Origin of the sequence: Streptomyces sp. NPDC093252 (assembly GCF_040683675.1) — a bacterium.
Lineage (GTDB): Bacteria > Actinomycetota > Actinomycetes > Streptomycetales > Streptomycetaceae > Streptomyces.
The window spans coordinates 351,748-377,303 of the sequence record NZ_JBFBEM010000008.1 but is presented as its reverse complement, the minus strand read 5'-3'; the positions used below and the strand labels follow the sequence as shown (position 1 = coordinate 377,303).

Genomic DNA, 25,556 nt, shown 5'->3' with positions numbered 1-25,556 from the left:
ATGACCGCCGGGAACGGGGTCCGGCCAGCATCCCGGACCGTGCGGCGGGCACCAATATGGGTCTGGTCCACTGATGCCGACCGGGGCCGCCCCGCGCCCCGCTCTCCCCTGACCGGACCGGGGCCGCCCCGCGCCCGCTCCCCCACCCGTACCAGCGATGATGGGGAGATGCCCCACCGCAGCGACCCCGCCCCGCGCACGCGGACCTCCCCACCGGCTCCCCCACCGGCTGCCCCGCTGGCCGCCCTCGCCGGGCGGCTCGCCGCGCTGCCGCCGTCCTGCGGGCCGGTGCGGCTGATCGCGGTCGACGGGCACGCGGGCTCGGGGAAGACGACGTTCACCGCCCACCTGGCCGAGGCGCTGCCCGGCGGGAGCGCCGCCGTCCCGGTCCTCCACCTCGACGACATCGCCACCCACACCGCGCTCTTCGACTGGACCGACCGACTCCTCGAACAGGTGATCGCCCCACTCGCCCGTGGCGAGAGCGCCCGCTACTCCCCCTACGACTGGCAGACCCGCGCCTTCGGCACCCCCCGGACCCTGCCCGCCGCCCCGGTGGTGCTGATCGAGGGCGTCGGCGCGGGGCGGCGCGCGCTGCGCCCGTATCTGGCGGGGCTGCTGTGGATGGACGTGCCGCGCGAGACGGCCTGGGCGCGGGGGCGGGAGCGGGACGGGGCGGAGCAGCGGGAGTTCTGGGCCGGGTGGGTCGCCGCCGAGGACCGGCACTTCGCCGGGGACCCTTCACGCCCCCGCGCACAGATGCTGATACGCCGGACTCACGAGGGGTACGCGGTGCTGCCGGGGCCGCTGATGACCGCAGGTCCGGACCAGACGGTCACCGAGGGTGAGGGACCCGCGCCAATGTGCTGAACTTGTGAAGGCCCTTGCATTCGAACTTGATGCGGTGCTTCAACTCGGCTTGACCCAAGGCCCGTACAGGACTTACGTTCTGAATGTGCGGCCCGTCGAGGCCGCCGCAGGACGCGAAGCCCCCGGTTGTTCCCCCGTGATCGGGGGCTTCGTTCTGCCCTCTCCCCCTTTCGGGCTCCCGCCTTTCCCTTTTCAACCGTTTCCTCCACCTCCTCTCCGCATGCCCAGCGCGGCCCCACGGTCACCCAGGGTCACCGTGCGGTGTGCGCCCTGTCTGCTCCCACCTCGTCAAACAGCAGGTGCGGCACCCTACGGCGGGCCCAGCCGCCGCGGGTACCATGCCCTCGGTGCGACCTGGTGGACGACCGCTTCGCGCACCTGGCAACTCCGGTCCGCCGCCCCGTGGTTGGCGAGACCGGCGGCCACCGGGGGACGGCCCGGCGGGACACCGACGGGGGCACGGTTCGTGGGGGGACGTTGATGGACTTCGGCACGCAGGGCGGCCCCGAGGCCCCCGCCGATCTGGCCTGGCTCAGAGGTGTGGACGCCTACACCATGGGGGCCTATCCGCAGGCCGAGGACGAGTTCCGGACCGCGGTCAGGATCGACCCGGGCATGGCCGACGGCTGGCTGGGACTGCACGCGCTCAGGGTCGACACCACGACCGCGCTGCTGCGGATGCACCGCCACCGCGACCGCTTCGGCGAGCAGCGCGCCCGCCATCGCCGGACGCTCAACTCCTGGTACTGGCTGGGCTGGTGGGTGCAGCCGGTGCTGGAGAGCCCGCGCGATCTGCTGCTCGCGCACGCCTCGCACTGGCTGGACGGACGGCATGTGCCGGAGCTGGACCGGGCGCTGGCCGGTCTCCCGCCGGTCGACACCGACCCCCAGGTCCGCTTTCTGCACGCCTGCCGCTCCTATCTGGTCAAGGACTGGGAGCAGTTGGTCCGGCACACCGACCCGCTGCTCGGTGATCCGCTGCTCGGTATCGAGGCCGGGCTCTTCGGCGGCATGGCCCGGGTCCGGCTGGAGATGTACGGGCAGGCCGAGCCGATGCTGTCGGGGGCGCTGATGCGCTGCCGCAGCGAACAGCCGCAGCGCAAGGAACTGCGCTACTGGCTGGCGCGGGCGCACGAGGGCACCGGCCGCAGCGCCGCCGCGCTCCCCCTCTACCGGGCGGTGCACCGGGTCGACCCCGCCTTCATGGACACCTCGGCCCGGCTCGCCGCCATCTCGGAGGGCGACGGCTACGACGACGCCGACGGCCTCGCCGCGCTCACCCTCACCGGCGTCGGACCCGACGGATTCGACGGACCGGACGGGCTCGATCCGCTGTTCGGCACCGAGGACCGCAATCTGAAGCTGACCGAACCGGGCCCCGCCGGCCCCGGTATCCCCGGCATCCCCGGTATCCCTGGCGGACCGCCCCCGGCCGGACCGCTGCCACCGGTGCCGGACCCGGTGGTCAGGGCCAAGACCACCACCCCCGAGCCCACCCTGCCCGCCGGGCCGACCGATGCCGCGTTACTTGAGGAGGCGCTCGCCGAACTGGAGCGCATGGTCGGTCTGGAACCGGTGAAACGCCAGGTCAAGGCGCTCTCCGCACAGTTGAACATGGCCCGGCTGCGGGCCGGGCAGGGGCTGCCGGTGCAGCCGCCCAAACGTCACTTCGTCTTCTCCGGCCCCTCCGGCACCGGCAAGACCACGGTGGCCCGGATCCTCGGCCGGGTCTTCTACGCCCTCGGGCTGCTCGGCGGCGACCATCTGGTGGAGGCCCAGCGCGCCGATCTGGTCGGCGAGTATCTGGGCCAGACCGCCGTCAAGGCCAATGAACTCATCGACTCCGCGCTCGGCGGGGTCCTCTTCGTCGACGAGGCGTACGCGCTCTCCAACTCCGGCTACGGCAAGGGGGACGCGTACGGGGACGAGGCGCTCCAGGTGCTGCTGAAGCGGGCCGAGGACAACCGGGACCATCTGGTGGTGATCCTCGCCGGATACCCGGAGGGCATGGACCGGCTGCTCGCCGCCAACCCCGGGCTCTCCTCCCGCTTCACGACGCGCGTCGACTTCCCCTCCTACCGCCCCCAGGAACTCACCTCCATCGGCGAGGTGCTCGCCGCGGAGAACGGCGACGTCTGGGACGAGGAGGCCCTGGACGAACTGCGCTCCATCGCCGGTCATGTCGTCGACCAGGGCTGGATCGACGAACTCGGCAACGGCCGGTTCCTGCGCACCCTGTACGAGAAGAGCTGCGCCTACCGGGACCTGCGGCTCTCCGGCTACCCGGGCACCCTCTCCCGCGACGACCTGGCGACCCTGAGACTGCCGGATCTGATGCAGGCGTACGGGGAGGTGCTGTCCGGGCGGGGGCCGCAGGACCCGTCGGCGATCTGACGACACGCCCTACGTCGCCAGGACCTGTTCCGGCAGGCGTGCCGCCGGTGGGTGGGCCGGGTCCGTCACCTCCCCCACCAGGAGTTCCAGGACGTCCTCCAGGGCGACCAGGCCCAGGACCCGGCCGGAGGCGTCCGCGACCTGGGCGAGATGGGTGGCCTCCCGGCGCATCACGGTGAGGGCGTCGTCCAGCGGGAGGTCCGGGCGCAGGGTCGTCATGGGGCGCCAGAGCTGCTGCGGCACCGCCCGGGAGGCGTCCTCCAGATCCAGGACGTCCTTGACATGGAGGTACCCCATGAAGGGGCCGGACCCCGCCGCCACCGGGAACCGGGAGTAGCCGGTGCGCGCGGTGAGGGCGACCAGGTGGGCCGGGGTGACCGACGGATCGACGGTGACCAGGCCCTCGCGGGCGAGCAGGACATCCGTCACCGGGCGGGAACCCAGCTCCAGGGCGTCCTCCAGGCGCTCCTGCTCCTCGGGGCCGAGCAGTCCGGCCTGGCCGGAGTCCTCGACCAGCCGGTTGAGCTGCTCGCTGGTGAAGACGGCCTCGACCTCGTCCTTCGGCTCGACCCGGAAGAGCCGCAGCACGGCCCGGGCGCAGGCGCCGAGCGCGCTGGTGACCGGGCCGCACAGCCGGGCGAAGGCGACCAGCCCCGGGCTCAGCCACAGCGCGGCCTTCTCCGGCGCGGCCATCGCCAGGTTCTTCGGGACCATCTCGCCGATCACCAGATGGAAGAAGACCACCACCGCGAGGGCGATGACATAGCCCAGGGGGTGGATCATGGCGTCCGGCAGACGGATCCAGGCGAAGACCGGCTCCAGCAGGTGGGCCACCGTCGGCTCCGCGACCGCGCCCAGGGTCAGTGAGCAGACGGTGATGCCGAACTGGGCCGCCGCCATCATCCTCGGCAGATGCTCCAGCCCGTACAGCACCTGGCGGGCGCGGGCCGTGCCGAGGGGTTCGATCTGGCTGCGGCGGACGGAGACCAGGGCGAACTCGGCGCCGACGAAGAACCCGTTGGCCAGCACCAGCAGCGCGGCGAAGAGCAGGTGCAGCACGCTCATCGGGCCGCCTCCGGCACCGGGGCGGCGCGGACCAGGCGGACCCGTTCGGCGCGGTAGTGCCCGACCCGGCGCACCGCGAGCCGCCAGCCGGGCAGCTCGGCCCGGTCGCCGACGGCCGGGATCCGGCCCAGCAGATCGGCGACCAGCCCGGCGACCGTCTCGTACGGTCCGTCCGGGGCGTCCAGGCCGATGCGGCGCAGGGTGTCGACCCGGCAGCTTCCGTCGGCGTCCCAGGCGGGGCGGCCGTCCTCGGGCGGGGCCGGGCACAGCTCGGGCGTGTCCTGCCCGTCGTGCTCGTCGCGGACCTCGCCGACGAGTTCCTCGACGATGTCCTCCAGGGTGACCACCCCGGCGGTGCCGCCGTACTCGTCGACGACGACCGCGATGGGCTGCTCGCTGCGCAGCCTGGCCAGCAGCGGCTGCACCGGCAGGGTCTCCGGGACCAGCAGCGCGGGGCGGGCGATCCGCTCGACCGGGGTGCGCAGCCGGCCCTGGACCGGGACCGCGAGGGCGTCCTTGAGATGGGCCATGCCGACGATCTCGTCGATCCGCTCCCGGTAGACCGGGAACCGGGAGAGCCCGGTGGCCCGCACCAGGTTGACGACGTCCTCGGCGGTCGCCGTCTCCTGGAGCGCGGCGACCTTCAGCCGGGGCGTCATGATGTGCTGCGCGGTCAGCCCGCCGAGGGACAGGGTGCGGACGAAGAGGTCCGCGGTGTCCTGTTCCAGGGCGCCCGCGCGGGCGGAGTGGCGGGCCAGGGAGACGAGTTCGCCGGGGGTGCGGGCGGAGGCCAGTTCCTCGGCGGGCTCGAAGCCGAGGGTGCGGACCAGTTGGTTGGCGACCGCGTTGAGGGCGGCGATCAGCGGGCGGAACACCCGGGCGAAGAGATGCTGGGGACCGGCCACGAACCGGGCGACCTCCAGCGGCCGGGACACCGCCCAGTTCTTCGGCACGAGTTCGCCGACCACCATCTGCACGGCGGAGGCCAGCAGCATCCCGACGACCACGGCGACCCCGGAGACCGCGCCCCCGGGCAGCCCGGTGGCGAGCAGCGGGCCGTCCAGGAGCTGGGCCAGGGCGGGTTCGGCGAGCATGCCGACGACCAGGGAGGTGAGGGTGATGCCGAGCTGGGTGCCGGAGAGCTGGAACGAGAGTTCCTTGAGGGAGGCGACGACCGTGGCGGCCCGGCGGTCGCCGTCGGCGGCGGCCTGTTCGGCGTCGGGGCGCTCCACGGTGACCAGGCCGAACTCGGCGGCCACGAAGAATCCATTGGCGAGAATCAGCAGGAAAGCCGCCGCCAGTAAGAGCAGGGGGAGGGTCATGATGCCGCCGCCTCGACCTCGACGCGTTGTCGACCGGGGGCGGCGCAGGTACTACAGGACGGTCCGTCCATCGCCGGAGGGAGTCACTCCTCGGGTAGCTGGAACCCCCGCGCGCCGGGGGGCGACCACGGGGGCGGGGGCGCAGCGAAACGCCTCCGGGACCAGACTAATCACGACAGCGGCGCCCGCGGGAGGGTGGACGCGGCGGGTCAGCCGTGCTGTCCGCCGGCCGGCTGTCCGGAGCGGGCCTCGACCAGGGCGCGCAGGGCGCGGGCATCGGCGATGGCCTGCTCCTTCGCGATACCGGGCTGGATCCCGATCACGGCGAGGCTGGTGCCGTCGCTGAGATCGAGAAAGACCCAGGGGTCGCCGACCCGCAGATTGACCCGGATGATTTCGGCCCATTCCAGTCGGCGGGCGCTGGCGAAGTTGACGACCGTGACCCCGGCGTCGTCCGCGACCACCCGGGGCCGGGCGAGGACCAGCACCACGGCGGAGAGCAGGGCCGCGGTGAACACGAAGCTGATCCGCTCGGCGGTGGAGAGCCGGTCCAGCAGCAGCGCCATCACCGTCACCACCGTGAAGATCGCGGCGGCGGCGGTGAGCAGCACGGCCCGGGTGCGGGTGGGACGGAAGGTGACGGGGAGCGCGGTCGGTTCGTCCGGCATCGGTTCGGTACCTCTCGGGCCCTGTGCGCCCTAGAGGCGGCAGGCGTGGATGGCGGTGGTGAGGATGGCGCGGGCGCCGATGTCGTAGAGGTCGTCCATCAGCCGCTGGGCGTCCTTGGACGGGACCATCGCGCGGACGGCGACCCAGCCCTCGTTGTGCAGCGGGGAGATGGTCGGGCCCTCCAGACCGGGCGTGATCGCCACGGCCTCCTCGAGGTGCTCGGCGCGGATGTCGTAGTCCATCATCACGTACGTCCGGGCGACCAGGACGCCCTGGAGGCGGCGCAGGAACTGCTGGACCTTGGGTTCCTCGACATCGGCGCCGGTGCGGCGGACGACGATCGCCTCGGACTGCATGATGGGCTCGCCGAACACCTCCAGACCGGCGTTGCGCAGTGAGGTGCCGGTCTCCACGACATCGGCGATGACCTCGGCGACGCCGAGTTCGATGGCGGTCTCGACGGCGCCGTCGAGGTGGACGACGGAGGCGTCGATGCCGCTGTCGGCGAGGTGCTTGGCGACGATGCCCTCGTAGGAGGTGGCGACGGTCCTGCCGCCGAGGTCGGCGAGGGTCTCGGCGGTGCCGGGCTTGGTGGCGTAGCGGAAGGTGGAGCGGGCGAAGCCCAGCGGGAGGATCTCCTCGGCACCGGCGCCGGAGTCGACCAGCAGATCGCGGCCGGTGATGCCGATGTCGAGGCGGCCGGAGGAGACGTAGATCGCGATGTCGCGGGGGCGGAGGTAGAAGAACTCGACCTCGTTGACCGGGTCGACGATCCGCAGTTCCTTGGACTCGCGGCGCTGGCGGTAGCCGGCCTCATGCAGCATGTCCGCCGCAGGGCCGGAAAGGGAACCCTTGTTGGGGACGGCGATGCGCAGCATGAGGTCGGCTTCCTTTGCGTGGGAGGGAGGGGGTTCCGCAGGGCTTACAGGTGGGCGTAGACGTCGTCCAGGGAGATGCCGCGGGCGACCATCATCACCTGGACGTGGTAGAGGAGCTGGGAGATCTCCTCGGCCGCCGCGTCCTTGCTCTCGTACTCGGCGGCCATCCAGACCTCGGCGGCCTCCTCGACGACCTTCTTGCCGATGGCATGGACGCCCTTGCCGACGAGTTCGGCGGTGCGGGAGCTGGCGGGGTCGCCGTGGGCGGCCTTGTGCTGGAGCTCGGTGAACAGCTCCTCGAACGTCTTCTTGGACATGGTGGCGCCCACTTTACGCGGTGTGCCGGGGCGCCTCTCGCCATGGTTCGGATAGTGAGCGCAGGGCGACCGCGGTGGCGACGGCGGCGGTCACCGCCTCGTGGCCCTTGTCCTCGCCGGAGCCGGGCAGCCCGGCGCGGTCGAGGGCCTGCTCCTCGGTGTCGCAGGTGAGGACGCCGAAGCCGACGGGGACCCCGGTGTCCGTGCCGACCCGGGTGAGACCGGCGGTGACGCCCTGGCAGACGTACTCGAAGTGCGGGGTGCCGCCGCGGATGACGACGCCGAGGGCGACGACGGCGTCGTAGCCGCGGTCGGCGAGGACCTTGGCGGCCACCGGGAGTTCCCAGCTCCCGGGGACGCGGAGCACGGTGGGCTCGGCGATGCCCAGGTCGCGCAGGGCGCGCAGGGCGCCGTCGACCAGTCCGTCCATCACTTTCTCGTGCCACTGCGCGGCGATCACGCCGACCCTCAGGTCGCCGGCATCGCTCACGGACAGTTCGGGTGCGCCCTTGCCGCTCACGTTCGTTTCTCTCCTCGGTACGTCGGGGGGGTCGGGTGTCGGTCGCTACTGGTTGCCGCAGGTGGCCGCCGGGTCGGCGGGGGTGTCCAGCCAGGGCAGGTCGTGGCCCATCCGGTCCCGTTTGGTGCGCAGATAGGTCAGATTGAACTCGCCCGCGCCGACGGGCATCGGCTCCCGGCCGGTGACGGCCAGGCCGTGCCGGACGAGGGCGTCGGTCTTGTCGGGGTTGTTGGTCATCAGGCGCAGGCTGTGCACGCCGAGGTCGGCGAGGATGCGGGCGCCGGCCGCGTAGTCCCGGGCGTCGGCGGGCAGGCCCAGCTCCAGATTGGCGTCCAGGGTGTCGCGGCCGTGCTCCTGGAGTTCGTAGGCGCGGAGTTTGGAGAGCAGGCCGATGCCGCGGCCCTCGTGGCCCCGGAGGTAGACGACCACGCCCCGGCCCTCGGTCTGGATGCGCTCCATCGCGGTGCGGAGCTGGGGGCCGCAGTCGCAGCGCAGGGAATGGAAGACATCGCCGGTGAGGCATTCGCTGTGCATCCGGACGAGGACGTCCTCGCCGTCGCCGAGGTCGCCGTGGACCAGCGCCACATGCTCGACGCCGTCGGTGAGCGAGCGGTAGCCGTAGGCGGTGAAGGTGCCGTGGGCGGTGGGCAGCCGGGTCTCGGCCTCGCGGCGGACGGCGGGCTCGGCGGCCCGGCGGTGGGCGATCAGATCCTCGATGGAGATGATCGTCAGGCCGTGCTTGCGGGCGAAGGGGATCAGCTCGGGCAGCCGGAGCATCCGGCCGTCCTCACCGGCGATCTCCACGATGGCGCCGGCCGGGCGCAGTCCGGCGAGCCGGGCGAGGTCGACGGCGGCCTCGGTGTGGCCGGGGCGGACCAGGACGCCGCCGGGGCGGGCGCGCAGCGGGAAGATGTGGCCGGGCCGGACCAGGTCGCCGGGTGCGGCGGTGCCGCTCGCGAGGAGGCGCAGGGTCGTGGCGCGGTCGGCGGCGGAGATGCCGGTGGTCACGCCGTGCGCGGGCGAGGCGTCGACGGTGACGGTGAACGCGGTCCGCATCGACTCGGTGTTGTCCCGGACCATCTGCGGCAGGTCCAGCCGGTCGAGTTCCTCGCCCTCCATGGGGGCGCAGATCATGCCGCGGCACTCGCTCATCATGAAGGCGACGATCTCGGGGGTGGCCTTCTCGGCGGCGATCACCAGATCGCCCTCGTTCTCGCGGTCCTCGTCGTCGACGACCACGACCGGGCGGCCCGCGGCGATATCGGCGACGGCCCGCTCGACGGGGTCGAGGCCGAAGTGCCCGAAGCCGTCGGCCGGGTGGAGGACGGGTGCCATGGTCATGCGTGCGCTCCTTCCATCAGGGGCCGCGCATCCTTGCGGGTGCGCAGCCACCAGTCGCGCATGCCCCACAGGACGAGTGCGCCGTAGATGACGTAGACGAAGCCGGAGAAGGCGTAGCCGTTGGCGAAGTTGAGGGGGACGCCGACCAGGTCGACCAGCAGCCAGGCGAACCAGAACTCGACCATGCCGCGGGCCTGGGCGTACATCGCGACGACCGTGCCGACGAAGATGTAGGCGTCGGGCCAGGGGTCCCAGGAGAGGGAGGGGTGGGCGGAGAAGAGCAGGGCCACGCCGACCGTGCCGACGGCCGCGGCGGCGAGCAGGGCGGCGCGTTCGCGCCGGGTGGCGAAACGGACGGTGATCCGGCCGTCCCCGGCGGGGCCGCCTGCGCTGCGGCGCCGCCACTGCCACCAGCCGTAGAGGGCGACGGCCATGACGACGGCCTGTTTGCCCGCGCTGCCGGTGAGATGGCCGTAGAAGGCGCCGAAGAGGATCAGCCCGGACAGGAACTGCACCGGCCAGGTCCACAGGGAGCGGCGCCAGCCGAGGGCGAGGGCGGCGAGACCGAGGAGGTTGCCGATCATGTCCGACCAGATGATGTGCTGGCCGAAGAGGACGAACGCCTCGGAGTTGAGGGAGTTCACCGGGGTTCTCCCGGTTCCGGTGCCGGTGCTTGTGTCGATGCCGGTGCCTGTGTCGGTGCATGTTCCGGTGCCGGTGTCGCCGGGGTGCCGCCGCCGGTGGTGAGCAGCCGCTCGACGTACTTGGCGATGATGTCGACCTCCAGGTTGACGGGGTCGCCGGGCTGTTTCACGCCGAGGGTGGTCAGGGCGAGGGTGGTGGGGATCAGGCTGACGGTGAAGTGGTCGGCGCCCGCGTCGACGACGGTGAGGCTGATGCCGTCGACGGTGATGGAGCCCTTCTCGACCACGTACCGGGCGAGCCCGGCGGGCAGGGAGATCCGCACGATCTCCCAGTGCTCGGAGGGGGTGCGGGCGAGGACCGTGCCGGTGCCGTCGACATGGCCCTGGACGATGTGGCCGCCGAGGCGGGCGCCCACGGCGGTCGGGCGTTCCAGGTTGACGCGGGAGCCGACGGTCAGGGCACCGAGGCTGGAGCGCTTGAGGGTCTCGGCCATGACATCGGCGGTGAATTCGTCGCCCTCGTGGTCCACGACGGTGAGGCAGACGCCGTTGACGGCGATGGAGTCCCCGTGCCGGGCGCCCTCGGTGACGACGGGGCCGCGGAGCCGGAAGCGGCAGGCGTCGTCGAGGTTCTCGACGGCGGTGATCTCGCCCAGCTCTTCGACGATTCCGGTGAACACTTCCCGGGTCCTCCTGCCTCTTCGGGCACGGACTCCGGGGGCTGTCGAGGACGACAGACTCTGCGCGCGAGAACACCGGCGGCGACGCCGGGGACGGCCCGTGGGAACCACGGACGGACCACTACGGCGGCGTACCGGAAAAACTCGCCCGCCGCGCACTGCCTCCCATCCGGACTTTAACCGTCGGTCCAGGAATTTCACCTGGTCAACCGGTCGCTGGAGGCGACCGGGTCGCGGACTGTAACCGCCGGTTCGGACTTTCACCGACCCCGGAGTGCGCTGCTGTTGTTACCCAGCCAGTGTGCCACGCCGCCGGGACATCCATACGGGCGGGCGTTTGTGGGCTGACTCACAGGGATTCTCACGCGGGGTGGCGGGGGGTTGCGGAGGGTTACCTGAAGGGAGGCTCAAGAGCGGCTCAAGGGTGACTGAAGGATGCCCGAAGGGGCGGCGGGCGGGCGGCGGGCGCGGGACCCTTCGTCCACGGCCCGGATCCGGCCCGGATCCGGCCCGGATCCGGCCGGGACCCCGGCCCGCACAGGCTTCTCCCAGCCTTCGCCCGGCCTTCACCCAGCCTTCGCCGGGGCCGCCGCCCGGCCGGTACCCGCCTGACCGGCCCAACTCCCCTCCGGGCACCCCCCGTTGCAATTGGTCCATACCTATTGACGCACTGGTCTAGTCCTCTTTACTGTCCTCGCAACTTCCGTGGAGAGGAACCGACTGTGCCTTCCCCCTCACGCATCCCGTCCCCCGGCCGCGCGAGACCCGCCCTGCTCGCCGCCGCCGGAGCGGTCGCGGGACTGCTGCTCGCCGGACTCCCGGCGACCGTCTCGCACGCCGCCGACCAGGAGTCATGTCGCCCCGACGGGCTGTACCGCACCCCCGGCGTCGAGGTCCCCTACTGCTCGGTCTACGACAGCGAGGGCCGCGAGAAGCTGGGCGCGGACCACCAGCGCCGGATCATCGGCTACTTCGCCAACTGGCGCACCGGCCAGGACGGCAGGCCCGCGTACCTCGCCAGCGACATCCCGTGGGACAAGATCACCCACATCAACTACGCCTTCGCGGGCATCGACTCCGCGAACAAGATCAGCATCGGCGCGGCCGGCGCGGACAACCCCAACACCGGGATGACCTTCCCGGGTGTCCCCGGCGCGGAGATGGACCCGGCCCTGCCCTACAAGGGCCACTTCAATCTGCTGACCAAGTTCAAGAAGCAGCACCCGGACGTCAAGACCCTGATCTCGGTGGGCGGCTGGGCCGACAGCGCCGGGTTCTACAAGACGACCACCAACGCCGACGGCTCGGTCAACCAGGCCGGTATCGACACCTTCGCCGACTCCGCGGTCGAGTTCCTGCGGACCTACGGCTTCAACGGGCTCGACATCGACTACGAGTACCCGACCTCCATGAAGGACGCGGGCAACCCTGCCGACTGGGCGGTGGCCAACGCCCGCCGGGCGGGGCTCAACAAGAGCTACGCGGCGCTGATGAAGACCCTGCGCGAGAAGCTGGACCGCGCCTCGGCCGCCGACGGCAAGCACTATCTGCTCACCGTGGCCGCGCCCTCCTCCGGCTATCTGCTGCGCGGCATGGAGACCTTCCAGGTCCAGAAGTACCTGGACTACGTCAACATCATGTCCTACGACCTGCACGGGACCTGGAACGAGCACGTCGGGCCCAACGCCGCGCTCTACGACGACGGCAAGGACACCGAGCTGGCCGGGTCCGGCATCTACACCACGTCCCAGTACGGCGGGATCGGGTACCTCAACACCGACTGGGCGTACCACTACTTCCGCGGTTCGATGCCGGCCGGGCGGATCAACATCGGTGTGCCGACGTACACCCGGGGCTGGAAGAACGTCCAGGGCGGCACGGACGGACTGTGGGGCAAGGCGTCCGCGACGAGCTGCCCGGCGGGTTCGGGGCTGACCAAGTGCGGTGACGGCGCGGTCGGGATCGACAACGTCTGGCACGACAAGGACACCAACGGCCAGGAGTCCCCGGCCGGGTTCAACCCGATGTGGCACGCCAAGAACCTGGAGAAGGGGATCGTCCCCGACTACCTCACCAAGTTCGGGCTGCCCGCGGACACCAAGCTGACCGGCACCTACGTCCGCAAGTACGACCCGACGCTGGTCTCGCCGTGGCTGTGGAACGCCGAGAAGAAGGTCTTCATCTCCACCGAGGACGAGCAGTCCATCACCACCAAGACCGACTACGTGATCGACAAGGGCCTCGGCGGCACCATGATCTGGGAGCTGGCCGGCGACTACGACTGGAACGCCGCGAAGGGCCAGTACGAGCCGGGCGACTCGCTGATCACGCTGATGTACGACAAGTACAAGGCGGCCACCCCGTACGGCGCCAAGAAGTCCACCACCGCGCTGCCGACGGAGGCCGTGAAGGTGGACGTGGACTTCGGGCAGTTCCCGCTGGGTGACACCAACTACCCGATCAGCCCCAAGCTGAAGATCACCAACAACACGACGGCGACCCTGCCGGGCGGTACGGAGTTCCAGTTCGACTACGCCACCTCCGCGCCGGGCAACGCCAAGGACCAGTCCGGCTGGGGCACCACGATCGTGCGCTCCGACCACACCGCGGCGAACAACGTGGGCGGGCTGAAGGGCGACTTCCACCGGGTCTCGCTGAAGCTCCCGGCCTGGCAGACGCTGGCGCCCGGCGCCTCGGTGGAGCTGGACTTCGTCTACTACATGCCGGTCTCCACGCCCTCCAACTGGACGGTGACCTTCGGCGGCAAGACCTACGCCCTGGCCGGTGATCTGGCCCGCGGCACGACGGTGGTCGAGCCGGGCGGCGGCACGGGCGGCACCCCGAGCCCCACCCCGACGGGCCCGTGCGTCCCGGCGGCGTGGAGCGCGACGGCCGAGTACGGCACCGGCACGGTCGTCTCCCACAAGGGCAAGAGCTGGAAGGCCAAGTGGTGGACGAAGGGCGAGGAGCCGGGGACGACGGGTGAGTGGGGGGTGTGGCAGGACCAGGGGGTCTGCTGAACCTCCCCTCCGGGGGCGCACCGGGATCGGGGATCCGGGGGCCGACCCGGGATCGGGGGGCCGGCCTGGCCCGTAGGGGTTCGCCCTGACGGGGCAGCCTCTCCGGGGTTCGTCCGGACGGACCCGCCCTCTCCGGGGTTCGTCCGGACCGGCCCGCCCCCTGCGGGGTTCGTCCGGACCGGCCCGCCCCCTCCGGGGTTCGTCCCGACCGGGCGCGGCCAGCCCCCTCCGGGGCTCACCGTGAACAGGCGGGGCCGACCCTCGCCGGGGAGCGGTGGTGGGTAGGGCTCCCCCGTCCCGCCCGCTCGACCGGGGGCGGGGCGGCCGGGACGGCCTCCGGCACGACCGGCAGGACCGGGAGCAACCCCAGCCCCGCCGCCCCAACCGGCAGGACCGGGAAGCACCCCGGACCCGCCCGCCCCAACCGGCGGAGCCACCCCCAGAAACGGACCCGGCGGCGGTGACGACGGCCCTTGCCCGCCGCCGGGTTCCCCCAAGCCCCCTCCCGGTTCCCCGTACGGCCCCCGGCCTCTCCCGGCCGGGGGCCGTGCTGTCATGGTTGGTTCATGGCGAGCAGCGTCGAGATCTTCGAGACCCACCGGCCCCGGATGTTCGGGCTGGCCTACCGGATGCTCGGCTCCGCCGACGAGGCGGAGGACATCGTCCAGGACGCGTATCTGCGGTTCAGCGGCGCCGACCGGGAGCCGATCGAGCATCCGGCGGCCTGGCTCGCCAAGGTCGTCACCAATCTCTGCCTCACCCGGCTCACCTCCGCCCGGGTCCGCCGGGAGCGCTATGTCGGCACCTGGCTGCCGGAGCCGGTCGTCACCTCCGGCGGCGCCCTCGGCCCGCTGGAGTCCGCCGAGCAGCGCGACGCCGTCTCGCTGGCCGTGCTGGTGCTGCTGGAGCGGCTCACGCCGACCGAGCGGGCGGTGTACGTCCTGCGCGAGGCGTTCGGGTACGGGCACCGGGAGATCGCCGGGGTGCTCGATCTGACGGAGGCGAACTGCCGTCAGCTCTACCGCCGGGCCACCGCGCATCTGGCGGCCGAGGAGTCCCGGTTCCCGGCCGAGCCGGAGCGGCAGGCGGAACTCGTCGCCTCCTTCCTCACCGCCGCCCGGGACGGCGATCTCGCGGGGCTGGAGAAGGTGCTCGCCGAGGACGTCACCTGGTACGGGGACGGCGGCGGGAAGGCCGTCGCGGCACCCCGGCCCATCGAGGGCCGGCTCAAGGTGGTCCGCTTCCTGCTCGGCGGCGGCCGGAAACTCCTGGCCGGTCTGCGCTACACGGTCGCCGAGATCAACGGCGGCCCCGGCCTCGTCGCCTGGGCCGGGGACCGGATCACGGCGGTCGCCGCGTTCGACGTCCACGACGGCCGGATCACCGATGTGCGGGCCGTGGTCAACCCGGACAAGCTGGACTTCGTACGGCGGCAGCTCGGCGGGGTCTGAACGGGGCGCGGCCCGGCTGTCACATTCCGGGCGGCTGTCCGGTCCCAGTGGGCACAGGGCGTCCCGGCCGGGGACGCGCGCTGCCTCGAAGGGGCTGAACAGCATGAGCACGATCCTGGTGACCGGCGGTACCGGAACCCTCGGCCGGCTCGTCACCGAGCGCTTGCGGGCGGCCGGGCACGAGGTACGGGTCCTCAGTCGGCACGCGCAGCCGTACGCCGTCGATCTGCGCAAGGGCGGTGCCGGGTTGGACGCGGCCGTCGCCGGGGCGGACACGGTCGTGCACTGCGCGAGTTCGCCGCGCGGGGGCGACGAGAAGGCGGCGGAGCGGCTGATCGCCGCCGCGCGGGGGGCCGGGGTCGGGCATCTGGTCTACATCTCCATCGTGGGGGTGGACGCGCTGCCGATCGGCTACTACCGGTCCAAGCTGGCCGTGGAGGGGCTGGTGGCGGGGTCGGGGCTGGGCTGGACGGTGCTGCGGGCCACGCAGTTCCACGATCTGGTGGCGCAGCTCTGCGCGGTGCTGGCCAAGTCGCCGGTACTGCCGGTGCCCGCGGGGGTGGACGACCAGCCGGTGGCGGTCGGGGAGGTCGCGGACCGGCTGGTGGAACTGGCGCTGGGCGCGCCCGCCGGGCGGGTGCCGGATCTGGGCGGGCCCGAGGTCCGGTCGCTGGAGTCCCTGGCGCTCGCCTACGCGGCGGCGGCGACCGGGAAGCGTCGGCGGGTCGTACGGGTGCCGCTCTTCGGGCGGGCGTACCGGGCGCTGCGGGCCGGGGAGCATCTGACGCGGGAGGGGGCGGTGGTGGGGAAGGGGACGTTCGAGGAGTACGTGGCGGAGCGGTTCGGGGGGTGAGGGGCGGGCCGCGGGCCGGGCACCGAGCCGGACAGTGGGCCAGGCACTGAGCCGGGCAGTGGGCCGGGCAGTGGGCCGCTCACCAGGCTGTCCATCCGGCCGCCCGTCAAGCCGCTCACCAGGCGGCTCAACAGGCCGCTCACCAAGCGGCTCGCCCGGTTCTACGGGGCGAACACCTCCTCCTGTGCCCGGTCCCTCGCTGTCAGGAGCGCCCCTCTGAGGACCGCCGTGCCGCCCAGCGTCGTGGGGCGGACCTCCGTCGGGAGGGGGGACATCCGGCGCAGCCGGGTCTCCACGCGGGCGGCGAGGTCGGGGCCGCCCGCCGCGCCGATCTCACCGCCCAGCACCACACAGCCGGGGTCCAGGATCGCCACCACGGAGGCCGCGCCGATGGTGACGCGGTCGGCGAGGGTGTCGAGGAAGGCGGCGGAGGGGGCGTGGGTGGCCGACCGGCCCGCCGCCAGCCGGACCAGGGACGCCGCCGCGGGCTCGCCGGGGAGCGGGTCCGGTGCCGGGAGGGCGTGTCCGGCGGCCAGGCGTTCGATCGCCGTCGAGCCCGCCAGGGAGTGGAAGCCGCCCTCGCAGTCCGTCGCCGAGGGCAGGCCGGAGGTGCCGGGGACCGGGAGGAAGCCGATCTCGCCGGTGCCTCCGGAGGCACCGCGGCGCAGGATGCCGTCCAGGACGACGGCGGCGCCGGCGCCGTGGCCCAGCCAGAGCAGGACGAAGGTGTCGCGGTCGAGGGCGGCGCCCTCGCGCTGTTCGGCGACCGCGGCGAGGTTCGTCTCGTTGTCGAGGGTGACGCGGGCCCCGGGCATCCGTTCCTGGAGGGCGGCGGCCAGCCTGCGGTGCCATTCGGGCAGGCCCTTGGAGTCGCGGAGTTCGCCGGTGGCCGGGTCGATGAGGCCGGGGGCGCCGATGCCGATGGTGTGCAGCCGGTCGGCGCCGGCCTCCTCGGCGGTCCGCTCCACCAGGGCCACCGCCTGCTCCAGGGCCGGTCCGGTGCCCAATTCACCGCCTATCGGCAGCGCCGACTCGGCCAGTACCGCGCCCAGCAGGTCGGAGACGATCACGGAGATGCCCTCGGTGCGCACATCGAGCGCGGCGAGCTGGGCGAGGCCCGCGACGATGCCGTAGAGCCGGGCGTTGGGGCCGCGGCGCTGCTCGCCGGCCTCGCCGACCACCTCGATCAGTCCGGCGGCGGTGAGCCGTTCCACCAGGTCGGCGACGGTGGGGCGGGACAGTCCGGTCAGCGTTTTGAGCTGACCTGCCGTCAGCGGGCCCTCGTCCTGGAGCAGACGCAGGGCGAGCCGGTCGTTGATGACCCGGGCGGTGCTCGGGGATGCGGGCATGCCGGGATCCTCCCAGACGGGCGGGGCCGCGCCGATCACGGCCTCCGGAATTCACACTATCTATCAGGCAGGGACCCTGATAGTTTACGCCGGGCGCAGGGCACCGCCAAGGCGGGGGCCCGCGCGTCCACAGGAGAACGCTCCGCAGGGAGAACGCTCCGCACGGAGAACAACGGGGAGGGGTCGACAGATGAGTGGGACGACCGAACGGATCCATGGTCCACGGGCGGTGCGGCAAGCCCGCTTCGCGGTGGCCGCCGTCTTCCTGGTGCACGGGTCGGTGACCGGCTCGTTCGCCACCCGGGTGCCGTGGATCCAGGACCACGCCGGGGTGAGCGCCGGTCAACTGGGTCTGGCGCTGGCCTTCCCGGCGCTGGGCGCGTCGCTGATGATGCCGCTGGCGGGCCGGATCAGTCACCGGTTCGGGGCGAGGACCGCGCTGCGCGGGCTGCTGGCGCTGTGGACGCTGGCACTGATCCTGCCCTCGATGGCACCGAACCTGGCCACGCTGTGCCTGGCCCTGTTCGTGTTCGGCGGCACCTCGGGCATGGCGGACGTGGCGATGAACGCGCTCGGCGTCGAGGTCGAGAACCGGCTGGGCCGCTCGATCATGTCCGGGCTGCACGGCATGTGGAGCGCGGGCGCGCTGCTGGGCTCGGTGGGCGGCACGCTGGCCGCGCATCTGGGCACGGACGCCCGGCTGCACCATCTGATAGCGGCCGGGGTGCTGACCGTGCTCGGGCTGATCGCCTGCACCTGGGTGCTGGATCTCCAGCCCGCCGAGGACGAGGAGCCGCCGCCGCGGTTCGCGCTGCCGCCGAAGTCGGCGGTGCTGATCGGCGCGGTCGGGTTCTGCGCGGTGTTCGCGGAGGGCGCCAGCCTGGACTGGTCGGCGGTCTATCTGGAGGACCGTCTCGGCACCTCGGCCGGGCTCGCGGCGGCCTGCACCACCGGCTTCACCCTCACCATGGCCATCGCCCGGATCGCCGGGGACCGGGTGGTCGACCGCTACGGCGCCGTCCGCACGGTCCGCTCCGGCGGGTTCCTGGCCGTGTTCGGCGGGCTGCTGATCGTGTTCGGCGGCCATCCGGCGGTCGCCATGGGCGGCTTCGCCCTGATGGGGCTGGGCATCGCGGTGGTCGTCCCGCTGTGCTTCGCCGCCGCCGCGCGCAGCGGACCCAACCCGAGCCAGGCCATCGCGGGCGTCGCGACCATCACGTACACCTCGGGCCTGGTCGCGCCCAGCGCGATCGGCGGGCTGGCCCAACTGACCAGTCTGGTGGTGTCGTTCGCGCTGGTGACGGTGCTGGCGAGCGGGCTGGCCGTGTTCGCGCGGGTGCTGCGCTCCGGCGACCGGGGGCGGCCGAAGGCGGGGGCGGCGGGGGCGAGCCCGGCGGTGAGCGAGCGGCAGGCGTAGGGCCCGCGGGCGGCGGGGGAGGCGGCTCGCGGGTGCCGTCGTCCGGGGGGGGTGCGGTTCCCAGGCGCCGTCGGGCGGGGGGGGCTCCTGGGTACCGTCGGGCGGGGGGGGCGCGGCTCCCGGGCACCGTCAGGCAGGAGACGCGCGCCGGGTTCCTAGGCTGTGGGGGTGGACCTCAACGCCGTACGCACCTTTGTCGCCGTGGCCGGGACCGGCCAGTTCCAGAAGGCCGCCGTGGATCTGGCGCTCACCCAGCAGGCCGTGTCCAAGCGGATCGCCGCGCTGGAGCGGGACCTCGGGGTGCGGCTGCTGACCCGGACCGCGCGGGGCGCCGAACTCACCGTGGACGGGCAGGCGTTCCTGCCGCACGCCCGCGCGCTGCTCACCGCCGAGGAGCGGGCGGCGGCGGCCGTCCGGCCCGGGAGCCGGGCGCTGCGCGTCGATGTGATCGGGCGGCGGCTGTCGCTGGCCGGGGCACTGCGCGACTTCCATCGGGCGCACCCGGAGATCGCCCTGGACGTGGTGACCCTGCCCAGCGCCGAGGTGGCGGTGGCCGCGCTGCGGGACGGCACCCTCGACGCGACCTTCCGGGCGGTGACCATGCCGGGGCAGCGGCTGCCCGACGGCATCGCGGCCGTGCCGGTGCTGGACGAGCCGCTGCGGCTGTTCACCGGCCCCGGGCACGCCTTCGCGGGCGCGGACGCGGTGACCCCGGCCCGGCTCGCCGGGCACCGCATCTGGATGCCGGGCAACGCGCCCGGCACCGAATGGGCCGCCTACTACGAGGCACTGGCGGACGACTTCGGCCTGACCATCGACACCATCGGCCCCAATTTCGGGGTCGAGGCGCTCATCGACACCATCGCGGCCTCCCCCACCCTCGCCACCTTCCTCGGCGAACGCACCCCGCTGGTCTGGCCGTCCGGCTACGACATGCGGCTGATCCCGGTCCGCGACCCGATGCCGGTCTATCCGCACTTCCTCCTCTGGCACACCGGCAACCCCCACCCGGCCCTGGCCCCGCTGCGGGCCTACCTCGCCGGGATCCAGCCGCACCGGGCGCGGGAGGAGGCGGGGACGTGGCGGCCGGGGTGGGCGCGGGACGCGGAGGCGGCGGAGGGCTGACCGGCACCCCGGCCCTCAGTGACCGGCCCTCCCATTCCACCCGGCACCCATCGGCCACCCCCGACGACCCGGCGCACTCGAGCCATCCTGGCCGAAACCACCCCCCTCCACCCCCGACAATGATCCTGACCACCCACACGCACGACGAAAGCGACAACCCCCATGGATCTCGGCGTCCGCTGGAAACTGCACGGCGACGGACGCACCCCGGCGCCCGGTGCGGTGGTCCGCCCCGACGAGCGGCTGTCGTGGCCGCGCACCGCCGGGCTCGGCGCCCAGCACGTCGTCGCCATGTTCGGGGCGTCGTTCGTGGCGCCCGTGCTCATGGGTCTGGACCCCAACCTCGCCATCATGATGTCGGGCGTCGCCACCATCGTCTTCCTGCTGGCCACGCGCGGAAAGGTGCCGAGCTACCTCGGCTGCTCGCTCTCCTTCGTCGGGGTCGCCGCCGTGATCCGGGCGCAGGGCGGCAGCAGCGCCACCGTGACCGGCGCGGTCTTCGTGGTGGGTGCGGCGCTGTTCCTGGTGGGGCTGGCGGTGCAGCGGTTCGGGGCGCGGATCATCCATGCCGCGATGCCGCCGATCGTGACCGGCGCGGTGGTGATGCTGATCGGCTTCAACCTGGCCCCGGTCACCGCGTCCACCTACTGGCCGCAGGACCAGTGGACGGCTCTGCTGGTGATGCTGTTCACCGGGCTCGCGGTGGTGTGCCTGCGCGGCTTCTGGTCGCGGATCGCGATCTTCCTGGGCCTGGTCTTCGGGTACGCGGTCTCCTGGCTGTTCGACCGGGTCTTCGGGCGGATCCACTCCGCGGACGGCAGCGGCACGGTCACCGACCACTGGCGGCTGGACTTCTCCGCCGTGGGCCGGGCCGACTGGATCGGGCTGCCCTCCTTCCACGGACCGTCCTTCGAGTGGTCGGCGATCCTGGTCGCCCTGCCGGTGGTGATCGCGCTGGTCGCGGAGAACGCGGGCCATGTGAAGGCGGTCGGCGAGATGACCGGCGACAACCTCGACGGCAAGCTCGGCACGGCGATCTCCGCCGACGGCGTCGGCTCGATGCTGTCCACCGCGCTGGGCGGCCCGCCCAACACCACCTACTCCGAGAACATCGGCGTGATGGCCGCGACCCGCGTCTACTCCACGGCCGCCTACTGGGCCGCCGCCCTCTTCGCGCTGCTGTTCGGGCTGTGCCCCAAGTTCGGCGCGGTGGTCGCCGCGATCCCGGGCGGTGTCCTCGGCGGTATCACCGTCATCCTCTACGGCATGATCGGGCTGCTCGGCGCGCAGATCTGGATCAACGCCAAGGTCGATCTGCGCAATCCGCTGAACCTGGTCCCGGCCGCCGCCGGCATCATCATCGGCGTCGGCAATGTCTCCCTGAAGATCAGCGACACCTTCTCCCTCAGCGGTATCGCGCTCGGCACCCTCGTCGTCATCACCGGCTACCACGCCCTGCGCGCCTTCGCCCCGGCCCACCTCAAGACCCAGGAACCCCTTCTGGACGAGGGCACCAGTTCCTACGACACCCCGGGCGGGGACGAGGGTCAGGCGCCGCGCGCCAGGTCGTAGGCGTAGGCCGGGGTGAAGGTGCCCGGCGCGCCCTTGCAACCGTCCGACTCGCCGGGGAGCTTGATCCACAGGTAGGCGTCGACGCGGGCCTGGCCGGTGCGGAGGGTCGGCGCGGTGCCCAGTTCGCGCCCCGGCGGGTCGCACCACTGGCCGTCGGGCGGGGCCCCGTTGCCGTTGCGGCTGGTGTCGATGACCGCGCCGAGCCCGGCCGGGCCGCCGAGGGCGTCCAGGACCCCGCGGGCGTGGGCGATCTCGTCGGCCGTGCGGTGGAAGTTGGCGACGTTGCTGAAGATCCCGTCGGAGGACGCGGCGGACGCGGCGCCCGCCCGCCGCAGCAGGGCGGCCTGGACGGCGGGGTCGTGCCAGCCGGAGTGCCCGGCGTCGTAGTACACCCGCGTCCGCGCACCCGCGGCCTTGAGGACCCGGCCCGCGCGGGCCAGTGAGGCGAACCGGTCGGCGCGGTCGGTCTCGGAGAGGCAGTCGGACAGCGCCACCGAGTCCGGTTCCAGGATCACCACCACCTCGGCCGGGCCCAGCCCGGCGGCGAAGGCGTCGATCCAGGCGTCGTAGGCGTCGAGGTCCGCCGCCCCGCCCTGCGAGTGCCCGCCGCAGTCGCGGTCCGGGACGGTGTACGGCACCAGCACCGGGACCCGGCCCTGGGCGGCGGCGCCGGAGGTGACCTCGCGGACCCGGGCGGTGATCGTGCCGGGCTCGGGGTCGGCGAACCAGACCGCCGCCGGGCGGGCCGCGATGGCGGACTCGATCAGGGGGGTGCGGGCGTCGTCCGGGTTGTCCCGCACCCAGTCCAGCACCTGGGAGCCGGGGTGGCGGTAGAGCCGGGGCGCGGCCGGGGCGGTCTGCTTCCCGGTGGCGGCCGGGCGGCTCGGCGCGGGCGGCGACGGCGAGGGGGTCGCCGTCGGCGCGCTCGTCACGGGGGTGGGCGAGGGGGAGGGCGGCGCCGGGGAGCGCGACGGCGAGGGCGAAGGACGGGAAGGCCCGGACGGCAGGGCGACGCGTGGGGTGGCGGTGACCTCGGCCGGTGCGGCCTTCTCGGGGCGCGGCGGGGCCTCCCCGGCGGCCAGCAGCCCGGCCACCGCGCCCACGGTCACCACCACGGACGCCGCCGCCACCATCGCGCTCCGTCCGGCCGCGCGTCTGCGCGCCGCCCGGCGGGCGGCCAGCCGCCGCGCACGTGAGCCTGCCACCGTACGGTCCCCCCTCGCCCCCCGCCCGTCGGCACCGGCTCGGTCGCGGCTCACTCTCCCGCGACGGCCGCGTCCCCCGTTCTGGGGAAGCGGCCCGCCGGCCGGCACCCGGGCCCGCCCAGGACTGGGACCCTGCCCCCATGGCGCAGCCGGAACACCTCACCCCGCCCCCGGGCTCCCCCGTCGACCTCGCCGTGGACGTCTCCGCCGCTCTCGGCGTGGACATGGACACGGTCGTCGCGCGGATGCGGCTCCTGGACGAGACCCTGCCCCCGGGCGACGGGGTGGCCGTCTTCAACCGGGTCTATCTCGCCGTCACCGAGGCGGTGGACCAGCGGATCGGCACCGGCCGGGGCCCCGGCCCAGGGGCGGCGGCCACCCTGGACGTCCGGTTCGCCGAGCGGTACCTCGCGGCGGTCGACGCGGCCGACCGGGGCCGCCGTCCGCCCGCCTGCTGGCGTCCGCTGTTCCAGCTCCGCCGCCATCCCGGGGTACGCCCATTACAGTTCGCGCTGGCCGGGATCAACGCGCATCTCGGGCACGATCTGGCGCTGGCCGTCGTGGACGCCTGCCGTACGCTCGACTGCGCTCCGGGCGATCTGGAGGACGAGTTCGACCGGGTGGGCGATCTCCTCACCACGCTGGAGGAGCGGATCCGTGAGGAGCTGATGCCGGGACCGGATCTGCTGCTGCTCGCCGACCCGCTGACCCATCTGCTGAGCGCCTGGAGCCTGGAGCGGGCCCGGGACGCCACCTGGTCGGCGGCCCGCGCGCTGTGGGCGCTGCGCCGGGTGCCGGACGTGGCCGGCGAGTTCACCGACCGGCTGGACGCGGCGGTGGGTTTCGCCGGCCGGATGATGCTGACGCCGCTCCCCCGCTGACCCCCCGGTCCCCTCAGTCCTCGGGCAGTTCGACCGGCGCGATCTCGTCGTAGCGGTCGCCGGGGCCGGGGTTGGTGGAGTCGGTGGCGCCGCCGAAGTGGTGCATCACGCCCCAGACCGCGTTCAGCGCGGTCTGCACCGCGCCCTCGGCCCAGCCCGCCGTCCAGGAGATGTCGTCACCCGCGAGGAACAGCCCACGCCGGTCGGCGGGCAGCCGGTCCTGCATGAAGTGGGTGAACAGCCGCCGCTGGTAGCGGTAGTGGCCGGGCAGGTTGGCCTTGAACGCGCCCATGAAGTAGGGCTCGTTCTCCCAGGACACGGTGACCGGGTTGCCGATGATGTGCCGCCGGATGTCGACCTTGGGGTAGATCTCCCCGAGCGACTTCAGCATGACCTCCATCCGCTCGTGCGCGGACAGCGGCAGCCACTTCAGACTGTCGTCGCACCAGGTGTACGACAGACAGATCACGGCCGGTTTGTCCGGGCCGTCGTCCAGGAGATAGGTGCCCCGGGTCATCCGGTCGGTCAGCGTCATCGACATGACGTCCCGGCCCGTCGGGTTGCCCTCGTCGTCGACGGCCTTGTCCAGCCAGAACGGCCGGTCGACCGGCACGAACAGCTTGCTGGACTCCATGTAGTGGGTGCGCTCGACGGCGGTCCAGTGGTCGATCGGGAAGAGGTCGTCGCCGCAGTCGATCTTCGAGAGCAGCATCCAGGACTGCGCGGTGAAGACCGCCGCCCGGTAGGTCCGGATGTCGCCGTCGGCGTCCGTCACCGTGATCCGGTTCCCGGCGGTGCGGTGCAGCCGGGTGACGGCGGGGCGGGGCTCGCCGCCCTCGTGGAGGGTGGCCAGGGAGGTGCCGAGGGCCCAGTGGACGATCTTCTGCGGCGCCCGCTCCCACAGTCGCAGCGGCAACTGCTGGGAGCCGCCGACGATGCCCCGGTGGTGGTCGTCGGCCTCGGTGTAGACGACCCGGAGGATCTCCAGGATGGAGTTGGGGAAGTCGGTGTCCCAGCCGCCGGTGCCGAAGCCGACCTGGCCGAAGATCTCGCGGTGCCGGAAGGAGCGGAAGGCGTCGGAGGCGCAGAGGAAGCCGTAGAAGGTCTCGTTGTCGAGGCGCTCGACCAGCCCGGACCAGATCTCCCGGATGCGCGGGACGTCCCGCTCGCGCAGGGCGCGGTTCATGTCGGAGAAGTCGGCGCCCTCCTCCAGGCAGCGGTTCCAGGCGTCGGCGACATCGCGGTAGACCTGCGGGAGGTCGGCGGCGGTCCGGGCGTAGTGGGACTCGCCCTTGAGGTCGACGACGGTCGACGGGGTGGCCTCGGCGAGCGGGTTGGGGAAGGGGCGGGTGGTCAGGCCGACCAGGTCGATGTAGTGCTGGAGGGCGGTGGAGGAGGGCGGGAAGCGCATCGCGCCCATCTCGGCGCTGAGCCCCTCGGTACCGGTGCCCTCGAAACCGACGGTCCGCAGCCGCCCGCCGATCCGGTCGGCCTCGTACACGACCGGCTTGAGACCCATCTTCATCAGCTCATAAGCGGTGATGATCCCGGACAGCCCGCCGCCGATGACGGCGACCTCGGCGCCGTGCTCGGTCGCCGGGATCTGGCCGAGCCCGGCCGGGTGCGCGAGGAAGTCGTCGTAGGCGTAGGGGAAGTCCGGGCCGAACATGGTGATCGGGCGCTGTTCGGGGGCGTCGGCGTGCTCGACGGCGTTGGGGACGGTGGACGTCATCGGGTACGGACTCCTCGCGGGGTGGCTGCCGCCGGGCATGGGTGGGTGCAGCTCGGCTGCGCCGGGGGGCGTGGGTGGGTGTGGGGGCCACGTAAAACCGTAAAGGGGTGGGTGGGGGTGGGCAAGGAGTGGGCGTTGCGCGTGCGGGATGGGAATGTTGCGTGGGGTGGGGGCGGGGCGGTGATTTGTTGCGTGGGGGTGGGTTCGGGGGTGGACGTGGGGGGCGGGGGTGGTCGGGTGCGGGTCGTGGG

General features: G+C 73.0%; 21 protein-coding genes and 1 riboswitch. Of the genes, 9 read left to right on the top strand and 12 right to left on the bottom strand.

Features of this window, described 5'->3' with window-relative positions; all coding sequences use genetic code 11:
* The first annotated feature begins 168 nt into the window (after positions 1-168).
* The gene (locus tag AB0O01_RS19465; protein WP_365314869.1) at positions 169-870 is read left to right on the top strand and encodes a hypothetical protein; all 702 of its coding nucleotides are present in this window, start codon (positions 169-171) and stop codon (positions 868-870) included.
* Positions 871-1,350: 480 nt separating this feature from the next.
* A complete protein-coding gene (locus AB0O01_RS19460) occupies positions 1,351-3,264 on the top strand; it encodes an AAA family ATPase (RefSeq protein ID WP_365314868.1) in 1,914 nt (637 codons plus the stop codon).
* A gap of 9 nt (positions 3,265-3,273) precedes the next feature.
* Here the strand turns inward: AB0O01_RS19460 and AB0O01_RS19455 are convergent, their stop codons facing one another.
* From AB0O01_RS19455 to AB0O01_RS19415, 9 genes are all read right to left on the bottom strand, one after another.
* A complete protein-coding gene (locus tag AB0O01_RS19455) occupies positions 3,274-4,329 on the bottom strand; it encodes a hemolysin family protein (RefSeq protein WP_365314866.1) in 1,056 nt (351 codons plus the stop codon).
* Positions 4,326-5,651, bottom strand: coding sequence for a hemolysin family protein (locus tag AB0O01_RS19450; RefSeq protein WP_365314865.1), 1,326 nt, complete (start codon positions 5,649-5,651; stop codon positions 4,326-4,328). Before AB0O01_RS19450 ends, AB0O01_RS19455 begins: the two co-directional genes overlap by 4 nt.
* A gap of 209 nt (positions 5,652-5,860) precedes the next feature.
* A complete protein-coding gene (locus AB0O01_RS19445; RefSeq protein ID WP_365314864.1) occupies positions 5,861-6,319 on the bottom strand; it encodes a PH domain-containing protein in 459 nt (152 codons plus the stop codon).
* Between the two features lie 30 nt (positions 6,320-6,349).
* Positions 6,350-7,198 (bottom strand): ATP phosphoribosyltransferase, encoded by an 849-nt coding sequence (hisG, locus tag AB0O01_RS19440; protein WP_365314862.1) that lies wholly within the window; start codon positions 7,196-7,198, stop codon positions 6,350-6,352.
* A gap of 44 nt (positions 7,199-7,242) precedes the next feature.
* Complete coding sequence (locus AB0O01_RS19435; RefSeq protein ID WP_355733200.1) at positions 7,243-7,515, bottom strand: phosphoribosyl-ATP diphosphatase; 273 nt, start codon at positions 7,513-7,515, stop codon at positions 7,243-7,245.
* A gap of 13 nt (positions 7,516-7,528) precedes the next feature.
* Positions 7,529-8,035, bottom strand: a complete 507-nt coding sequence (ribH, locus tag AB0O01_RS19430; RefSeq protein WP_365314860.1) for a 6,7-dimethyl-8-ribityllumazine synthase — start codon at positions 8,033-8,035, stop codon at positions 7,529-7,531.
* A gap of 45 nt (positions 8,036-8,080) precedes the next feature.
* Positions 8,081-9,376 (bottom strand): bifunctional 3,4-dihydroxy-2-butanone-4-phosphate synthase/GTP cyclohydrolase II, encoded by a 1,296-nt coding sequence (locus AB0O01_RS19425; RefSeq protein WP_365314859.1) that lies wholly within the window; start codon positions 9,374-9,376, stop codon positions 8,081-8,083.
* Positions 9,373-10,020, bottom strand: a complete 648-nt coding sequence (locus tag AB0O01_RS19420; protein WP_365314857.1) for a nicotinamide mononucleotide transporter family protein — start codon at positions 10,018-10,020, stop codon at positions 9,373-9,375. The genes AB0O01_RS19425 and AB0O01_RS19420 overlap by 4 nt, the downstream gene beginning before the upstream one ends.
* Positions 10,017-10,700: a riboflavin synthase gene (locus AB0O01_RS19415; protein ID WP_365314855.1), complete on the bottom strand. Its 684-nt coding sequence runs from the start codon at positions 10,698-10,700 to the stop codon at positions 10,017-10,019. Before AB0O01_RS19415 ends, AB0O01_RS19420 begins: the two co-directional genes overlap by 4 nt.
* A 151-nt stretch (positions 10,701-10,851) precedes the next feature.
* Positions 10,852-10,982, bottom strand: a riboswitch (FMN riboswitch).
* 458 nt (positions 10,983-11,440) lie between these two features.
* On the opposite strand from AB0O01_RS19415, the gene AB0O01_RS19410 reads away from it, so the two are divergent.
* The 3 genes from AB0O01_RS19410 to AB0O01_RS19400 all read left to right on the top strand — a co-directional run bounded on the left by AB0O01_RS19410 (position 11,441) and on the right by AB0O01_RS19400 (position 16,024).
* Positions 11,441-13,720 carry a glycosyl hydrolase family 18 protein gene (locus AB0O01_RS19410; protein WP_365314951.1) on the top strand — a complete coding sequence of 760 codons (2,280 nt, stop codon included), beginning with the start codon at positions 11,441-11,443 and terminating at the stop codon, positions 13,718-13,720.
* Between the two features lie 566 nt (positions 13,721-14,286).
* Entirely contained in the window at positions 14,287-15,171 is an 885-nt protein-coding gene (locus AB0O01_RS19405; protein WP_365314853.1) for an RNA polymerase sigma-70 factor, read from the top strand.
* Between the two features lie 103 nt (positions 15,172-15,274).
* Positions 15,275-16,024, top strand: coding sequence for an NAD(P)H-binding protein (locus AB0O01_RS19400; protein ID WP_365314852.1), 750 nt, complete (start codon positions 15,275-15,277; stop codon positions 16,022-16,024).
* 161 nt (positions 16,025-16,185) lie between these two features.
* Here AB0O01_RS19400 and AB0O01_RS19395 read toward each other — a convergent pair whose 3' ends face one another.
* Entirely contained in the window at positions 16,186-17,373 is a 1,188-nt protein-coding gene (locus tag AB0O01_RS19395) for an ROK family transcriptional regulator (RefSeq protein ID WP_365314850.1), read from the bottom strand.
* Positions 17,374-17,563: 190 nt separating this feature from the next.
* Between AB0O01_RS19395 and AB0O01_RS19390 the strand changes: the two genes are divergently transcribed.
* From AB0O01_RS19390 to AB0O01_RS19380, 3 genes are all read left to right on the top strand, one after another.
* Positions 17,564-18,790, top strand: a complete 1,227-nt coding sequence (locus tag AB0O01_RS19390; protein ID WP_365314849.1) for an MFS transporter — start codon at positions 17,564-17,566, stop codon at positions 18,788-18,790.
* Positions 18,791-18,958: 168 nt separating this feature from the next.
* A complete protein-coding gene (locus AB0O01_RS19385) occupies positions 18,959-19,915 on the top strand; it encodes a LysR family transcriptional regulator (RefSeq protein WP_365314848.1) in 957 nt (318 codons plus the stop codon).
* Positions 19,916-20,077: 162 nt separating this feature from the next.
* Positions 20,078-21,487 (top strand): solute carrier family 23 protein, encoded by a 1,410-nt coding sequence (locus AB0O01_RS19380; protein WP_365314846.1) that lies wholly within the window; start codon positions 20,078-20,080, stop codon positions 21,485-21,487.
* Here AB0O01_RS19380 and AB0O01_RS19375 read toward each other — a convergent pair.
* A complete protein-coding gene (locus tag AB0O01_RS19375) occupies positions 21,463-22,620 on the bottom strand; it encodes a glycoside hydrolase family 6 protein (protein ID WP_365314950.1) in 1,158 nt (385 codons plus the stop codon). The genes AB0O01_RS19380 and AB0O01_RS19375 overlap by 25 nt on opposite strands.
* A 296-nt stretch (positions 22,621-22,916) precedes the next feature.
* Here AB0O01_RS19375 and AB0O01_RS19370 point away from each other — a divergent pair, with 296 nt between their 5' ends.
* A complete protein-coding gene (locus AB0O01_RS19370; RefSeq protein ID WP_365314948.1) occupies positions 22,917-23,573 on the top strand; it encodes a DUF5995 family protein in 657 nt (218 codons plus the stop codon).
* 13 nt (positions 23,574-23,586) lie between these two features.
* Here the strand turns inward: AB0O01_RS19370 and AB0O01_RS19365 are convergent, their stop codons facing one another.
* Positions 23,587-25,305: an NAD(P)/FAD-dependent oxidoreductase gene (locus AB0O01_RS19365; protein ID WP_365314843.1), complete on the bottom strand. Its 1,719-nt coding sequence runs from the start codon at positions 25,303-25,305 to the stop codon at positions 23,587-23,589.
* Positions 25,306-25,556 lie beyond the last annotated feature (251 nt).

Coding starts and splice junctions, on each gene's coding strand:
- AB0O01_RS19465 (WP_365314869.1), top strand. CDS start 169: ATGCCCCACCGCAGCGACCCCGCCCCGCGCACGCGGACCTCCCCACCG.
- AB0O01_RS19460 (WP_365314868.1), top strand. CDS start 1,351: ATGGACTTCGGCACGCAGGGCGGCCCCGAGGCCCCCGCCGATCTGGCC.
- AB0O01_RS19455 (WP_365314866.1), bottom strand. CDS start 4,329: ATGAGCGTGCTGCACCTGCTCTTCGCCGCGCTGCTGGTGCTGGCCAAC.
- AB0O01_RS19450 (WP_365314865.1), bottom strand. CDS start 5,651: ATGACCCTCCCCCTGCTCTTACTGGCGGCGGCTTTCCTGCTGATTCTC.
- AB0O01_RS19445 (WP_365314864.1), bottom strand. CDS start 6,319: ATGCCGGACGAACCGACCGCGCTCCCCGTCACCTTCCGTCCCACCCGC.
- hisG (WP_365314862.1), bottom strand. CDS start 7,198: ATGCTGCGCATCGCCGTCCCCAACAAGGGTTCCCTTTCCGGCCCTGCG.
- AB0O01_RS19435 (WP_355733200.1), bottom strand. CDS start 7,515: ATGTCCAAGAAGACGTTCGAGGAGCTGTTCACCGAGCTCCAGCACAAG.
- AB0O01_RS19425 (WP_365314859.1), bottom strand. CDS start 9,376: ATGACCATGGCACCCGTCCTCCACCCGGCCGACGGCTTCGGGCACTTC.
- AB0O01_RS19405 (WP_365314853.1), top strand. CDS start 14,287: ATGGCGAGCAGCGTCGAGATCTTCGAGACCCACCGGCCCCGGATGTTC.
- AB0O01_RS19400 (WP_365314852.1), top strand. CDS start 15,275: ATGAGCACGATCCTGGTGACCGGCGGTACCGGAACCCTCGGCCGGCTC.
- AB0O01_RS19395 (WP_365314850.1), bottom strand. CDS start 17,373: ATGCCCGCATCCCCGAGCACCGCCCGGGTCATCAACGACCGGCTCGCC.
- AB0O01_RS19390 (WP_365314849.1), top strand. CDS start 17,564: ATGAGTGGGACGACCGAACGGATCCATGGTCCACGGGCGGTGCGGCAA.
- AB0O01_RS19380 (WP_365314846.1), top strand. CDS start 20,078: ATGGATCTCGGCGTCCGCTGGAAACTGCACGGCGACGGACGCACCCCG.
- AB0O01_RS19375 (WP_365314950.1), bottom strand. CDS start 22,620: ATGGTGGCGGCGGCGTCCGTGGTGGTGACCGTGGGCGCGGTGGCCGGG.
- AB0O01_RS19370 (WP_365314948.1), top strand. CDS start 22,917: ATGGACACGGTCGTCGCGCGGATGCGGCTCCTGGACGAGACCCTGCCC.
- AB0O01_RS19365 (WP_365314843.1), bottom strand. CDS start 25,305: ATGACGTCCACCGTCCCCAACGCCGTCGAGCACGCCGACGCCCCCGAA.